Annotated in this window: 17 protein-coding genes and 1 riboswitch; of the genes, 7 read left to right on the forward strand and 10 right to left on the reverse strand. The window is 64.2% G+C overall.

Annotation, left to right across the window (positions count from 1 at the left end):
• Nucleotides 1-49 precede the first annotated feature (49 nt).
• A complete protein-coding gene (locus tag N7422_RS13830; RefSeq protein WP_279807064.1) occupies nucleotides 50-1,048 on the forward strand; it encodes a class I SAM-dependent methyltransferase in 999 nt (332 codons plus the stop codon).
• A gap of 39 nt (nucleotides 1,049-1,087) precedes the next feature.
• Nucleotides 1,088-1,207: riboswitch (yybP-ykoY riboswitch) on the forward strand.
• Nucleotides 1,208-1,298: 91 nt separating this feature from the next.
• Entirely contained in the window at nucleotides 1,299-1,883 is a 585-nt protein-coding gene (locus N7422_RS13835; protein WP_279807088.1) for a TMEM165/GDT1 family protein, read from the forward strand.
• A 116-nt stretch (nucleotides 1,884-1,999) separates the two neighbouring features.
• Here the strand turns inward: N7422_RS13835 and N7422_RS13840 are convergent, their stop codons facing one another.
• Complete coding sequence (locus tag N7422_RS13840; RefSeq protein WP_279807065.1) at nucleotides 2,000-2,815, reverse strand: M48 family metallopeptidase; 816 nt, start codon at nucleotides 2,813-2,815, stop codon at nucleotides 2,000-2,002.
• Nucleotides 2,816-2,967: 152 nt separating this feature from the next.
• On the opposite strand from N7422_RS13840, the gene N7422_RS13845 reads away from it, so the two are divergent.
• A complete protein-coding gene (locus N7422_RS13845) occupies nucleotides 2,968-5,109 on the forward strand; it encodes a methyl-accepting chemotaxis protein (protein ID WP_279807066.1) in 2,142 nt (713 codons plus the stop codon).
• Between the two features lie 183 nt (nucleotides 5,110-5,292).
• On the opposite strand, the gene N7422_RS13850 is transcribed toward N7422_RS13845, so the two are convergent.
• From N7422_RS13850 to N7422_RS13860, 3 genes are read right to left on the reverse strand one after another with little or no spacing between them, the layout of a single operon-like run.
• A complete protein-coding gene (locus tag N7422_RS13850; protein ID WP_279807067.1) occupies nucleotides 5,293-5,913 on the reverse strand; it encodes an SOS response-associated peptidase in 621 nt (206 codons plus the stop codon).
• A 15-nt stretch (nucleotides 5,914-5,928) separates the two neighbouring features.
• Entirely contained in the window at nucleotides 5,929-6,189 is a 261-nt protein-coding gene (locus N7422_RS13855) for a DUF2007 domain-containing protein (protein ID WP_279807068.1), read from the reverse strand.
• Nucleotides 6,189-6,371, reverse strand: coding sequence for a CPXCG motif-containing cysteine-rich protein (locus tag N7422_RS13860; RefSeq protein ID WP_279807069.1), 183 nt, complete (start codon nucleotides 6,369-6,371; stop codon nucleotides 6,189-6,191). Before N7422_RS13860 ends, N7422_RS13855 begins: the two co-directional genes overlap by 1 nt.
• Nucleotides 6,372-6,496: 125 nt before the next feature.
• Here N7422_RS13860 and N7422_RS13865 point away from each other — a divergent pair, with 125 nt between their 5' ends.
• Nucleotides 6,497-7,663, forward strand: a complete 1,167-nt coding sequence (locus N7422_RS13865; RefSeq protein ID WP_279807070.1) for a 1-acyl-sn-glycerol-3-phosphate acyltransferase — start codon at nucleotides 6,497-6,499, stop codon at nucleotides 7,661-7,663.
• Between the two features lie 62 nt (nucleotides 7,664-7,725).
• Here the strand turns inward: N7422_RS13865 and N7422_RS13870 are convergent, their stop codons facing one another.
• Nucleotides 7,726-7,986 (reverse strand): hypothetical protein, encoded by a 261-nt coding sequence (locus N7422_RS13870; RefSeq protein WP_279807071.1) that lies wholly within the window; start codon nucleotides 7,984-7,986, stop codon nucleotides 7,726-7,728.
• Between the two features lie 158 nt (nucleotides 7,987-8,144).
• Here N7422_RS13870 and N7422_RS13875 point away from each other — a divergent pair, with 158 nt between their 5' ends.
• Complete coding sequence (locus N7422_RS13875) at nucleotides 8,145-8,351, forward strand: hypothetical protein (RefSeq protein ID WP_279807072.1); 207 nt, start codon at nucleotides 8,145-8,147, stop codon at nucleotides 8,349-8,351.
• Between the two features lie 103 nt (nucleotides 8,352-8,454).
• Here N7422_RS13875 and N7422_RS13880 read toward each other — a convergent pair whose 3' ends face one another.
• Complete coding sequence (locus tag N7422_RS13880; RefSeq protein WP_279807073.1) at nucleotides 8,455-9,039, reverse strand: YajG family lipoprotein; 585 nt, start codon at nucleotides 9,037-9,039, stop codon at nucleotides 8,455-8,457.
• A gap of 142 nt (nucleotides 9,040-9,181) precedes the next feature.
• Here N7422_RS13880 and N7422_RS13885 point away from each other — a divergent pair, with 142 nt between their 5' ends.
• Together N7422_RS13885 and mqo are read left to right on the forward strand one after the other, a co-directional pair.
• Nucleotides 9,182-9,415, forward strand: a complete 234-nt coding sequence (locus N7422_RS13885; RefSeq protein WP_279807074.1) for a hypothetical protein — start codon at nucleotides 9,182-9,184, stop codon at nucleotides 9,413-9,415.
• Nucleotides 9,416-10,019: 604 nt separating this feature from the next.
• On the forward strand, nucleotides 10,020-11,525 hold the full coding sequence (mqo, locus tag N7422_RS13890) for a malate dehydrogenase (quinone) (RefSeq protein WP_279807075.1): 1,506 nt from the start codon (nucleotides 10,020-10,022) through the stop codon (nucleotides 11,523-11,525).
• A gap of 114 nt (nucleotides 11,526-11,639) precedes the next feature.
• On the opposite strand, the gene N7422_RS13895 is transcribed toward mqo, so the two are convergent.
• The 4 genes from N7422_RS13895 to N7422_RS13910 all read right to left on the reverse strand — a co-directional run bounded on the left by N7422_RS13895 (nucleotide 11,640) and on the right by N7422_RS13910 (nucleotide 13,619).
• Nucleotides 11,640-11,930: a PA4642 family protein gene (locus N7422_RS13895; RefSeq protein WP_279807076.1), complete on the reverse strand. Its 291-nt coding sequence runs from the start codon at nucleotides 11,928-11,930 to the stop codon at nucleotides 11,640-11,642.
• 71 nt (nucleotides 11,931-12,001) lie between these two features.
• Nucleotides 12,002-12,472 (reverse strand): hypothetical protein, encoded by a 471-nt coding sequence (locus N7422_RS13900; protein ID WP_279807077.1) that lies wholly within the window; start codon nucleotides 12,470-12,472, stop codon nucleotides 12,002-12,004.
• A 113-nt stretch (nucleotides 12,473-12,585) separates the two neighbouring features.
• On the reverse strand, nucleotides 12,586-13,059 hold the full coding sequence (locus N7422_RS13905; RefSeq protein WP_279807078.1) for a WbuC family cupin fold metalloprotein: 474 nt from the start codon (nucleotides 13,057-13,059) through the stop codon (nucleotides 12,586-12,588).
• 2 nt (nucleotides 13,060-13,061) lie between these two features.
• Entirely contained in the window at nucleotides 13,062-13,619 is a 558-nt protein-coding gene (locus N7422_RS13910; protein WP_279807079.1) for a hypoxanthine-guanine phosphoribosyltransferase, read from the reverse strand.
• Between the last annotated feature and the right edge of the window lie 235 nt (nucleotides 13,620-13,854).

The raw sequence follows: 13,854 nt of genomic DNA on the forward strand, positions 1-13,854 counted from the left end.
CCGGCGGCGGCTCTGGTACACTGCGCCACTTTTTCAGGAGGCATCGTCCATGGACCCGCGCAGTGAAGTCATGCTCCGCCAGGCGGAGCTGTTCCAGGGCCCGCTGCTGATCGCCGGGATCCAGGCCGACGGCCTGCTCGGCCAGTTGCCCGGCGCCCACGGCTGGACCTGGCACGCGGGTGACCAGGCGCTGTTGGAAAGCCGCTTCGGCGGGCGCAGTCACTATGGCGTCGAGGTGCCCGAGGTGGCCTTCGACGCCGCCGTGCTGTTCCTGCCCAAATCCCGCGAACTGGCGGCCTACCTGCTCAATGCCCTGGCCGCGCGCCTGGCCGGTCGCGAGCTGTACCTGGTGGGCGAGAAGCGGGGTGGTATCGAAGGTGCGGCCAAGCAACTGCAGGCCTTCGGCAAGCCGCGCAAGCTCGACAGCGCACGGCACTGCCAGCTGTGGCAGGTGACCATCGACCACGCCCCGCTGGCCAAGCCGCTGGAAAGCCTGGCGGAACGCTTCGAGCTCCCCCTGGAGGACGGCCCGCTGCAGGTGATCAGCCTCCCCGGGGTGTTCAGCCATGGACGCCTGGACAAGGGCAGCGCCCTGCTGCTGCAACACCTCGACGGCCTGCCACAAGGGCATGTCCTGGACTTCGGCTGCGGCGCCGGCGTGCTGGGGGCCACGGTCAAGCGCCGTTATCCGCAGAGCCGGGTAACCCTGCTCGATGTCGATGCCTTCGCGGTCGCGGCCAGTCGCCTCACCCTCGCGGCCAACGGCCTGGAAGGCGAAGTGATCAGCGGCGACGGCATCGATGCGGCGCCCACTGGCCTGGACCTGATCCTGAGCAACCCACCCTTCCATACCGGCGTGCACACCGACTACCAAGCATCGGAAGGTCTGCTGAAAAAATCAGGTGAACATCTGCGAAAAGGTGGCGAAATCCGCCTGGTTGCCAATAGCTTCCTACGCTATCAACCGCTGATCGAAGGCGCCCTGGGCAACTGCGAGATCCGCGCCGAAGCACAAGGCTTTCGGATCTACCGGGCAAGCCGCGGATAAAAACAGGGCTTGCCGAATGCGATCGGCCTAGGCAGAATCCGCTCCGTCCTAGGGGAGTAGTCTCCCGCGAGCCCCCCGCTCGCCCGGTACGCGTCAACACACTTGGCCCACAGGCCATGGCGCGTGCGACCCACGATCTGCGCAGACAGATCCAGGGTTTGACAAGACCTATGACACGCACACCTTACCCGGGGCGGGGAGGTCGTACGTGTCATAGCCGTGTCGACCCGCCCCCGTAGGAACCCTGATGCTGGAATCTTTGCTCGTCCCCACCGCGATCGTCGCCCTCGCCGAAATCGGCGACAAGACGCAATTGCTCGCGCTCATCCTCGCCGCCCGCTTCCGCAAGCCCTGGCCGATCATCGCCGGCATCGTCGCCGCCACCCTGGCCAACCATGCCGCCGCCGGTGCGGTGGGTGCCTGGGTCAGCGGTTTCTTCAGCGAATCGGTGCTGCACTGGATCCTCGCCGCGAGCTTCGCCGCCACCGCGCTGTGGACCCTGGTGCCGGACAAGATGGACGATGACGAAAGCAGCAACGCCCGCCGCTTCGGGCCGTTCGTCACCACCCTGATCGCCTTCTTCCTGGCGGAGATCGGCGACAAGACCCAGGTCGCCACGGTGATGCTGGCCGCCCAGTACCCGCACCTGATCATGGTCATCATCGGTACCACCGTGGGCATGCTGATCGCCAACGTGCCCGTGGTGCTGGCGGGCAATTTCGCGGCGGAGAAACTGCCGCTGACGCTGATCCGTCGCCTGGCAGCGACCGCGTTCTTCGTGCTGGCCATCGTCGCGGTGTACTCGGCGATGAAGACCAGTGGCTGGATTGGCTGACCGCGGGAGATCGCCCCGCCCAAAGGGCTGGACTGTCGAACAGGAGAAAATTGCAAGGCCACCAGCGTGGGAGCGGGCCTGACCCGCTCCCACGCCTTACATGAAACCCCGGCGGCTTACTTCTTGGCCGCCTGGTACAGCGGCATCACCTTCGGAATCGCCGCCTGCAGCGAAGCGATCCGGCTGCTCGAGGCCGGGTGGGTGCTCATGAACTCGGGCGGCGCGCCCTCCGATGCCTTGCTCATCTTGTTCCACAAGGTGATCGCGGCATTCGGGTCGTAGCCGGCACGCGCCGAGAGCTCCAGGCCGATCAGGTCGGCTTCGTTCTCGTTGGCCCGGCTGTTGGGCAGGGTCATCGCATAGTTCACCACGGTATCGGCCAGCGCCATGCTGTCCTGGCCCAGGCCGAGCAGGGCACCCGCTCCCTGGCGGGCCATTTCCACACCGTACGCCTTGGACATCGCTTCACGACCGTGCTCACGAAGGGCGTGGGCGATCTCATGGCCCATCACCGCGGCGATCTCGGCATCGGTCAACTTGAGCTGATCGATCAGGCCGGTGTAGACGATGATCTTGCCGCCCGGGCCGCAGTTGGCGTTGAGCTCGTCACTCTTGATCACGTTGACTTCCCACTGCCACTGCGCGGCATCCGGCCGGAACTGTGGCGCCTGGGCGATCAGGCGGTCGGCGATGGCCTGCACGCGCCTGGCATCGTTGCTGCTCTTGTCCAGCACGCCCTTGCTCGACGCTTCGCCGAGGGTCTGCTGGTAAGACTGCGCGTACATCTGGTTGACCTGGTCGGTCGAGAGCATGCTAAACATGTACTGCTTGCGCTCGACGCCCACGGCGCCACCGCTGGTGGTATTGACCGCCTGGCAGCCGCCCAGCAGGACACTGGCGCCGAGCAGGCTGACAACGAATGACTTACGCATGAAAACACTCCCTTTTTACATGCCGCGTATCCTAGGCCCAGACGCCCGCCCGGGCCAGAGCCGCAGGGAAGATTTCTTGCATCGTCCTCATGCTTTGGTATTAGCCCGCCGATAACATCCGGTAACGACCTCCTTGCGCGCGGAGCTTTGCCATGAAGTTCAAGTCGATCCAGTTTTCCGTGGCCGCCCTGGCCGGTGCCATCGTGCTGAGCATTGTCGCGGCCCTGGTGCTGTATGCCGTGTATTCCGGGCAGCGGACCCAGGCGCTGGTGCAACAGCGCACGCAGCAGCAGTTCGAGACGGTCATCGAGCAGCGCCTCACGGCCCTGGCCCGCACCCAGGTCAGCGAGATCCAGCGCGGCCTGGAAGCGCCACTGTCGATCGCCCGCGGCCTGGCCACCGCCAACGCGATGATCGGCATGCTGGGCGCCGACGGCCAAGCACTGATGCGCGTCGACCGCGAACACCTGATCAACCAGCTCAAGCGCACCGTGGAGGTCAACCCGAGCGTGCTCGGCGCCTACCTGGGCTGGGAGCCGAACGCGCTCGACCATGCCGACGGCCGCTACGTCGGCAGCAACCTGATCGGCATCGACAGCACCAGTGGCCGCTTCCTGCCATGGTGGTTCCGCAATGGCGATGGCAGCCTCGGCCAGGACAAGCTGGCCGATGTCGACGACCGCACCGTGCTGGCCACCGGCGTGCGCGCCAGCGAGTACTACCTGTGCCCGAAGGAATCGAAGAAGGCCTGCGTGATCGACCCGGCACCGTACAAGGTCGGCGACAAGATGGTCATGCTCGCCTCGTTCGTCGAGCCGATCATGATCGACGGCCAGTTCCAGGGCATGGCCGGTGCCGACCTGTCGGTGAATTTCATTCAGGACCTGCTCAATGCCGCCGACCGCCAGCTCTACGATGGGGCTGGCGAACTGGCGCTGGTGTCGGGCAATGGCCGCCTGGTGGCCTACACCCGTGACCCGGCGAAGTTCGGCGAGAAAGCCAGCGATGTGCTGGACAGCGACGAAGCCACCACCCTCGCGAGCCTGAGCGGCGAGGCCCTGCAGTACCAGGTGGACGCCGACAAGGATCGCATCGAGCTGTACCTGCCGTTCAAGATCGCCAGCACCGATGCGCGCTGGACGCTGCTGCTCGAGCTGCCCTTGAGCACCGTGATGGCCGATGCCAACCAGTTGCAGAAGGACCTGGCCGAGCAGCGCCGGACCGATATCACCGGCATGACCATCGTCGGCCTGGGCATCGCGGCACTCGGCCTGCTGGTGATCTGGCTGCTGGCCCTGGGTATCGCCCGTCCGCTGCGGCAGATGGTGGCCATGCTCGACGACATCGCCCAGGGCGAAGGCGACCTGACCCGCCGTCTGCAGAGCGACCGCGCAGACGAGCTGGGCGCCATCGCCAAGGGCTTCAACACCTTCCTGGCCAAGCTGCAGGCGATGATCAGCCAGGTGGTGAGCTCGGTGCAGAAGGTCAGCGACTCGTCGGAACATACCGCCGACATCGCCATCCGCACCAACCAGGGCGTGCACAAGCAGATGGCCGAGATCGACCAGGTGGCCACCGCCGTGCATGAAATGACCGCCACCGCCCAGGACGTGGCGCGCAACGCCACGCAGGCGGCCCAGGCCGCGAGCGATGCCGACCGCGCTGCCAACCAGGGGCTGGACATCGTGCGCGACACGTCCCACGCCATCGGCGCCCTGGCTACCGAGATCGGCCGCGCAGTGACCGTGGTGCAGGATCTGGCCCGCGACAGCGAGAACATCAACACGATCCTGGTGACCATCCGCGCCATTGCCGAGCAGACCAACCTGTTGGCGCTCAACGCGGCCATCGAAGCGGCCCGCGCCGGCGAGCAGGGCCGTGGATTCGCCGTGGTCGCCGACGAAGTGCGCAACCTGGCGCAGAAGACCCAGCAGGCCACTGAAGAGATCCAGCAAATGATCCAGCAGTTGCAGCTGGGTACCCGCGAAGTGGTCAAGGTGATGGAGAACAGCCAGGGCAAGACCGACGACAGCGTGCAGCAGGCCAGCCGGGCCGCGCAGGCGCTGGAAAGCATCACCCAGGCCGTGTCGGTGATCAACGACATGAACACCCAGATCGCCAGCGCCGCGGAGGAGCAGAGCGCCGTGGCCGAGGACATCAACCGCAACGTGATCAACATCGGCCAGGTGGCCGGCGAAGTGGCCGGTGGCGCCGACGAGTCGAGCCAAGCCAGCGCCGAGCTGACCAAGCTGGCGGAACAGCAGCGGCGGTTGATCAATCAGTTCAGGGTGTAGGTCAGGACGCGCACCCTGCGGGCGCAGGTTTGTCGCGGCGCCGTTCGCGGCTAAAGCCGCTCCAACAGGGATCGCGCCATATTGAGGGCGTGAGCAAGACTGTTGCTTGCACAGGGGTACAGCTCCCTGCGCGACAACGCAGCCCGCGAGGCTGGGCGATCTCCTGCAGGGAGTGCCTGCCACCTACGCCGGTGTCAGGCATTGCGGCCCGTTGAGCTTCGGATCATTGACGAAGTGCGCCAGCGCCCGCTCACGCAGCGCCGTAGGTGGCTTGGCCAGCAGCTCGTGCAACCTCGCCATCGGTGTCTCGGGATCCAGCCACAGCGCCTGCTCGGCCTCATCCAGAATCAGCGGCCGGCGCTGGCTCATCGCCGCCTGGGTCACCACCGCGCAGCTCAGCCACTGCTGCTCCTGCACCGGATAGACTTCCCACAGCGCGGCGAAGAACAGCGAGGCCCCCTCTCCCGGCGTTACCCAATACGGGCGCTTGCGCGCCGTGCCGCGCCATTCGTAGAAGCCGTTGGCCGGCATCAGGCAGCGCCGCTGGCGCAGTGGCTCGCGAAACATCGGTTGCTCGGCAAGGGTTTCGGCGCGCGCCTGGGCGGGCGTGCGCGAAAGGTCGGTGAGCCAGGCCGGGGTAAGCCCCCAACGGGCACTGGCCAGTTGCAACTGGCCATCGAGCTGGCGCTGGATCAGCACCGTGGCACCGGGAGAGATGTTCCATTGGGCCTGCTGGCCCGAGGGAAAGCCCGGCAGGCCGGCAAGGGCCTGGGACCAGCGAAACAGGGCATAGCGTCCACACATGGGCGAAATCAAAACCTAGCAGATCAGGGTTCCCGGATAACTCTCCGGTTCGTCGCCGGCAAGTGGCTGCGCGGCATTGTACGCATCGATCAACTGCCGTGCGTACTCGGCGTGCTCATCCGCGACCGCCAGCCCCAGCAGCCCCTGCATCGGCAACTCGCCCATCGCCCCCATCAGATCACGACCGACCAGGTGCACCTCGATACCTTCGCTGGTCAGCATGCCGACCAGCATCTGGGCTTCCATCAGGCTTTGCGGTTCGTAGATTCGCTGCATCAGTCGTTCTCACCGTATACATCCAGCATCCATTCCTCGCCATGTACCTGCAGTACAAAGCGGATAGGCTTGCAGCACACCTGACAGTCCTCGATGTACTCCTGATCGCCCCCGGACAGGTCCACGGTGGTTTCGATTTCCTCGCCACAATAGGGACAATCGTAGATCGCAGTCTCGAGCATCGCGGCCTCCCGAGTGACTTGTGCGTATAATTGCCGGTCTGTTTACGGGGCCTGTGTGTGTTCGAGCCGTTTTTCGGACCCCGTCCCTACCTTATTACCCTAGCCGTTTCCAACAAGAGAGCATGATGGGCGAATTCGATGCCATCCGACCGTACGACGACGCTGAGGTCCCTGCCGTTCTGGCACGCCTGCTCAGCGACCCGGCATTCCTCGATATCCTCACCCACTTCCGCTTCCCGCGCGTGGCCGGCGCCTTCGGCTGGCTGCTCAAACCGCTGATCGCCCGACGCCTGCGCAAGGAGTTCGCCGGCGTGACCTGCGTGTCGACGCTGCAGGACAAGGTCGAGTACTACGTCGACCGTACCATCGACCGTGCCACCGACGGCGTGACCTACACCGGCGTCGAACAGCTCAAGTCCGGCACCGCCTACCTGTTCCTGGCCAACCACCGCGATATCGTGATGGACCCGGCCTTCGTCAACTATGCGGTATACCACGCCGGCCTGCCGACGCCGCGCATCGCCATTGGCGACAACCTGCTGCAGAAGCCGTTCGTCAGCGACATGATGCGCCTGAACAAAAGCTTCATCGTGCACCGTTCGATCAGTGGGCGCCGCGAGAAGCTGGCCGCCTACCAGCTGCTGTCGGCCTATATCAACCACTCGATCCGCAACGACTGCGTCTCGATCTGGATCGCCCAGGCCGAAGGCCGCGCCAAGGACGGTGACGACCGCACCGATTCGGCGATCCTCAAGATGTTCCACATGAGCCGCAAGGACGAGCCATTCGGCGCGGTGATCCAGGGGCTGAACCTGATCCCGGTGTCGATCAGCTACGAGTACGACCCTTGCGACCAGGCCAAGGCGCGCGAGCTGTACATCCGCGCGACCACCGGCACCTACCAGAAGGCGCCGGGCGAGGATGACAACAGCATCGCCCTGGGCATCACCGGCTACAAAGGGCGGGTACACATCAACTTCGCCCCGCCAGTGACCGAGTACCACGAAGACACCAAGCAACTGGCACAGGCGATCGATCGGCAGATCCTCGGCGGCTACCGGTTGTTCCCGGTGCACTACCTGGCCTACGCGATGTGGGGGCAAAAGGACGAGGCGCTCGAGGTGCCAAGCGCGGAGAAACTGTTCCCGGCCGACGAGCTGGCCAAGGCGAAGGAAGAGTGGCAGCGCCGACTGGACGCCTGCCCGGTAGAGCATCAGCCATACCTGGTGCAGCAATATGCGACGCCGGTGCGCAATCAGTACCAGGTCAAGCGGCAGCCCGCATCCGCCTGAGAGCGTCTTTGTGGGGCGGGTTCGCGGGTCAGGCCCGCTCCCGCAAAACCGGTGTCTGGCGTTCAGATCCAGGTGCTGAACCAGGACAGCAGCAACGCCATCGCCAGGCACGAGAAGCCGAGGATGTAGTAGTAGCGCGGCACGCGCAGGTCGAAAGCGTCCACCATCCCCTCATCGGCCACCAGCCGCTCCCGGGCCATGGCCGCGCGGCGCCTGGCGCTTTGCAGCAGCAGCCCGCCTGGGCAGGTAATGAACAGGGCCAGCAGGTTGATCAGCTTGGCCGGGTGGGCGGCCAGGACGCCCCAGAGCACTTGCAACGACATTGCGCGACCTCGGTATCACGTGCAACAAAGGGCGGCATTCTACCCAAGGCCATCACCTGAGCCGCGACTTTGCGACCAGCTGTCATCTAATTTCATCTGTCACACGCTCGTCATCAAGGCAGGCCACCCTGTCGGCCTCGACCGAACCGGAGCTTGTCATGCTGCATGCGGAAAACCAGGACCGCCTCTACCTCGTCAACCAGAGCGAGGAACAACAGGCGCTGATCGACGGCCTCGCCTTCAACGTCCAGGATCGTCAGTGGCTGGTCTACTGCGCGCTGGGCGGCCATGCCCATCATGACCTGCCGGAAATCGACACGCAGACCGGCATCAGCCTGCTCGACTTCAACGTCCTCGCCGCCTGAATCACCTCGCCTTCCTCGCGGGTTTGCCCATGAAGGCGTCGGCACAGACAACAAAAAACCCGCGACCTGGACACAGGCGGCGGGTTTCTTCATTGCCGATGCGTTATTCGCCCAGCACCTGACCGATGGTCGGGTCCTTGAACAGACGGGTCAGCGCATCGCTGAGCACATCGCTGACCAGCTTGGTGTTGGTTTCCTGGTTCGGCGCCATGCCGAAACGCTGGTCGAGGGACGCGCCATAACGGCCACTGTAGCGGCGATTGGCGTTGGACACGTCGGCGCGGAAAGTGGCGCCGATGGTCGCCTCGGTCACGTACATCTTGTCCTTGGGCGACTGGTACTTGAGTTCGGCCAAGGTCACGGTCAACTGCGGCGCGTTGCCGGCGTTGGGGGTCGGGGTGAAGCCGAGCAGGCGCACCGCCGCCTCGGCCTGGGCCTGCAGCTTCGGCACGATGTCGTTGCCGTTGACGGTGATGGTGCTGGTCTCGGGATACATGCCACCGCGGGTGCCCAGCGATTGCGAGGCACGTCCATCGACGACCCTCACCACCACGGGCTGGCCATGGCCGACTGGGGCAAGCTGCTGGGTGAGCTTGGGTTGCGGGCTGAGTTGCTGCGGGCTGTGGGCACAACCGGCCAGGCTCAGGCTGGCCACCGCGAACAAACCGACCAACAGACGTTGCAACATGCGCGTTTCTCCAGAAAAAGCGGCAAAGGCCACAGTATACCCAGCGCGCTGCAGCCCAGCCATCGGCCCGACCCGCTTGTCACAATCGTTTCATGCCCTGCCGTTATCCTCGAGCCAGCCCTCACACACAGGACGCTCCGCCATGGCCTCGCTCTGGACCCTGCTCTTCCACCGCCCGCGCCACAACACTTACGCCCGTCTCGACGACCACGGAGTATGCCTGGGCTTCAAGCAATGTGCCCTGCCGCCCACCGGCAGCGGCTGGGTGCAGGTCAGCGATGCGCACCTTGGCTGGCTCGGCCAGCCACTGCCTGCCAGCGCCCGGGTTTGCGCCCGCGCAACGCGCCGTTGGCAACAGCGCATCCTGTCTGTCTGACAAACGCTGCAATAAAAACCAAGAAGTACGACCTTTCTGCCCGCGACCTCGTTATAATCTCCCCCCGATTATAAGGACGTCTCCTGATCGGGCCCCGCTTTCGCCGCTTGACCACGGCACCCTCGACGCTTCGCCCACAGAGAGCCTTCCACTCAGGTCTTGCATTGGCTGTCGTGCCTGCTGTTCCGGCCTTCCGCTTCGCATGAACCTGCGGGTTGCCATCGCGCAGTCCACTTTTGAGGTTCACGTCTCCAAAAGAGCGTGAAAAAACGGTTTTTCACAACTTCACGAGAGTGTGGCGAGCAAATGAACAGTCTGGCATGTGCAAAAGCGGCAGATGTGTCCCGAACAGCCCTGAACAGACGGCAGGATCGTTCATCCATGATGAGCCTTTGAGGCCGGTCCATAACGCACGACGGATCACTTGACCATAAGTCGAATTGCCGCACCCGTGGCAAACGGCGTTCAATACCTGAACACCCAAGACTGATTGGCGGTGTCCGCGGAAGTTGCAAGAACTGCGAAGAGTCGGACATGGCGATCCTGGCCACCCCAGGGATCCTATGCTGTCAATTAGGTGCTGTAGATTGTGGAGACGCGTTAAATGGCGCAGAACGAATCGGTTGATGTGGTACTGGTAGGCGCGGGCATCATGAGTGCCACCCTGGCCGTACTGCTCAAGGAGCTCGACCCGTCGATCAAGCTGGAGGTCGTCGAGGCGATGGACTCCGGCGCCGCGGAGAGTTCCAACCCCTGGAACAACGCCGGTACCGGCCATGCTGGCCTGTGCGAGCTGAATTACACCCCGCAGGCCGCCGATGGCAGCATCGACATCAAGAAGGCCGTGCACATCAACACCCAGTTCGAGGTTTCGCGCCAGTTCTGGGCCTACCTGAGCAAAAAAGGCAGCTTCGGCTCGCCACGCGCCTTCATCAATCCGGTGCCCCACCTGAGCTACGTCGAAGGCGACAAGGGCGTTTCCTTCCTCAAGAAGCGTTTCGAGCTGCTCAAGCAGCACCACGCCTTCGCCGAGATGGAATACACCGAAGACAAGGCCGTGATGAAGGACTGGATGCCGCTGATGATGCCGGGCCGCCCGGCCGACCAGCACATCGCCGCCACCCGCGTGATGAAAGGCACCGACGTCAACTTCGGCGCCCTCACCAACAAACTGCTCAAGCTGCTCGGCGATTCGCCGGACGCCCAGGTCAAGTACAGCAAGAAAGTCGTCGGCCTGCGCCGTAACGGCAGCGGCTGGACCGTGAGCATCAAGGACGTCAACAGCGGCGGCAGCCGTGAAGTCGACGCCCGCTTCGTCTTCCTCGGCGCCGGTGGCGCCGCCCTGCCCCTGCTGCAGGCCTCCGGCATCCCGGAGAGCAAAGGCTTCGGCGGCTTCCCGGTCAGCGGCCAGTGGCTGCGCTGCGACAACCCGGAGATCGTCAAGCAGCACCAGGCCAAGGTCTACAGCCAGGCCGCGGTCGGCGCGCCGCCGATGTCGGTTCCGCACCTCGACACCCGTGTGGTCGACGGCAAGAAGTCGCTGCTGTTCGGTCCTTACGCCGGCTTCACCACCAAATTCCTCAAGCACGGCTCGTTCATGGACCTGCCGCTGTCGGTGCGCATGGGCAACCTCGGCCCGATGCTGGCCGTGGCCCGCGACAACATGGACCTGACCAAGTACCTGGTCAGCGAAGTGATGCAGTCGATGGAACAGCGCCTGGAATCGCTGCGCCGCTTCTACCCTGAGGCGAAAGCCGAGGACTGGCGCCTGGAAGTGGCCGGCCAGCGCGTGCAGATCATCAAGAAGGACCCGAAGAAGGGCGGTATCCTGCAGTTCGGCACCGAGCTGGTCTCGGCCCAGGACGGCAGCCTGGCAGCGCTGCTCGGCGCCTCGCCGGGCGCGTCGGTCACCGTGTCGATCATGCTCGAGCTGATCGAGCGCTGCTTCCCCGAGCAGGCCAAGGGCGCCTGGGCCGCCAAGCTCAAGGAGATCTTCCCGGCTCGTGAGAAGGTCCTGGCCAACGATGCCGCGCTGTACCACAAGATCAGCGCCGACAACGACGTGGCGCTGGAGCTGGTGGAAAACAGCCCGGCCAAGCACTACGCCTGATCCGCCAGAAACGAAAAAACGCCCCTCGGGGCGTTTTTTTGTGCCTGTATCTTTGCCAGCCTGCACGGGCTTCTTCGCGGGTTTACCCGCGAAAGGGCCAGTGCAGGTCATGGATCAGCTGCGGGCGTTATCGATGATCTCGATGTACTCCGGCGCGTTGCGCTGGTCGGCGATCACTTCGGCGAAGGTCTTGCCGTGCTCGTCCTTGCCATCGAGGTCGTAACCCGCCTCGACGAAGAAGCCGACGAAGCGCTCGAAGTCGTCGACCCGCAGGCCACGATAGCCCTTGATCAGTTTGTGGTGCGACGGCGAGGTCAGGCCATCGGCGGGCTCGAACTGCAGGAAGGTCTTGATGTACTCGTCGCTGATCTCGTCACCAATCACTTGTTTCTTGTCTTTACGCATCGCCGACTCCAACTGGGCCATCACGGGCATTTTTTCGAAGGCCGGCAGTTTACCCCCGGCACCTGCGGGCCTCAACGCGTACGTACGGTGCCGGTATGCAGATCGGCCCAGATATGGCCATTGGCGTAGGAGAGGAACTGCACGTAGAGGGTTTCGTTGCGCAACAGGTCCATGATCACCCGGTAGTCGGCCAGCGGGTAATTGAGGGTCAGGGTCCGGGTCTTGTCGTCATAGGCCGGCTTCTTCAGGCTCTTGCCGCCCTCGCCATCGAAGTTGATCAGCACCTGGCCGATGGTCGCCCCCTTGCTCAGCGGCTTGCCCTTCAGGCGCATCTGCAACGAGGACGTGATCGGGATCGGTTGCTGGTCGGACTGGCGCTGGGTGCCCACGACCACCGTGTAGTCGGTGACCTGCAGCAGCTGCTGGTTGTTCGGGGCTTCCTGGCGCAGGGAAAGGTCGTCGGGCGGGAGAAACTGGCTGTGCAGTGGGGCGGCGGACAGTGGCAGGCTCACCGCCAGCAGGAAGGGGACGATCGCACGCATGTGAGGCTCCTTGGCATGAGGAGGCACTCTAGCATGGTCCGTTTGCCTGTAACGGCCCTGCCGTGGGCCGAGCCCGCGCCGGCAGGCTCGCCCCCGGCGGGAGGCCGGAGCAGTCAGTCGAACTGCGCGCGCATCCAGGCGTGGTACTCGGCAACGCCCGCGTCGCCATCGCGTGGCGCCCACTCAGCCAGCTCACCCTCGCCTACCGGACGGTAGGGCCCGGCCTTGCACTCGAACATGATGCTGTCGTCCTCCAGCACGACCAGGCCATGGTAAACGCCCGGGACCAGGTCGACGCCCAGACACTCCCCCCCCGCCTCGAGCACCCGCTTGTCGATCACGGCGCCCTGGTCATCGAAAACCAGCAAGCCCAGACGCCCCTTCAGCACGATCAGGGTCTCGGCCTTGTCGTCGCTCAAATGGCGATGCGGCTGAATGTAGGTTCGCGGCTGCAAACCCACGGCCATGCGATGGCACGGCTCTTCCATTCCATGGAAGTTGTGGTTCTGCCGCCCACGCGGGCTGGAAGTGGCACGCTGTGCCAGCTCGGCGAACAACGACTGATCGAGGAACCCGGGCTGGTCCATGGTCACAGCCCCTTGACGGCGAAGATGCCGTTGGCGTTGCGCCAGTAGCCCTTGTAGTCCATGCCGTAGCCGAAGATGTAGCGATCCACGCATGGCAGGCCGGTATAGGTGGCCTTCAGGTCCGGGCTGGCCTTGCGGTCGTGGTCCTTGTCGATCAGCACGGCGGTGTGCACCGCGCGGGCGCCGGCATGCTTGCAGAACTCGATGATGGCGCTGAGGGTGTGGCCTTCGTCGAGGATGTCGTCGACGATCAGCACGTCACGGTCGATGAACGACACCTCCGGCTTGGCCTTCCAGAACAGCTCTCCGCCGCTGGTGGTGTTGCGATAGCGAGTGGCGTGCAGGTAGGAGGCCTCCAGCGGGAACTGCAGATGGGTGAGCAGCTTGCCGGAGAAGATCAGGCCGCCGTTCATCACGCAGAAAACCACCGGGTTCTTGTCGTGCAGGTCCTTGCAGATCTGTTGGCCGACCTCGGCGATGGCGGCCTCGACCTCGGCTTCGTTGTACAGGCAATCAGCCTCGCGCATCACTTGACGGATATGCTCGAGATCGGCGGACATGGCGCTCTCCACGGGGTGCGTTTTGGAAAAGCGGGCAAAGGTACGCATCCGCTCGTCCCAGATCAAGCCTTTATGGACTAACGTGCACAATGACTGCACGACATCAAGGACTGAATAGATTAACCTAGCGCGGTTTTTTTGTTTCACGATGACTCCAGCATCGCAATTCGCTGGACTACGCCAGGGCTAGATACAGCAGGTTTATCAACCACTTAAGCGAGTTCAACATATGCCG

Origin of the sequence: Pseudomonas sp. GD04091 (assembly GCF_029836165.1) — a bacterium.
Taxonomy (GTDB): domain Bacteria; phylum Pseudomonadota; class Gammaproteobacteria; order Pseudomonadales; family Pseudomonadaceae; genus Aquipseudomonas.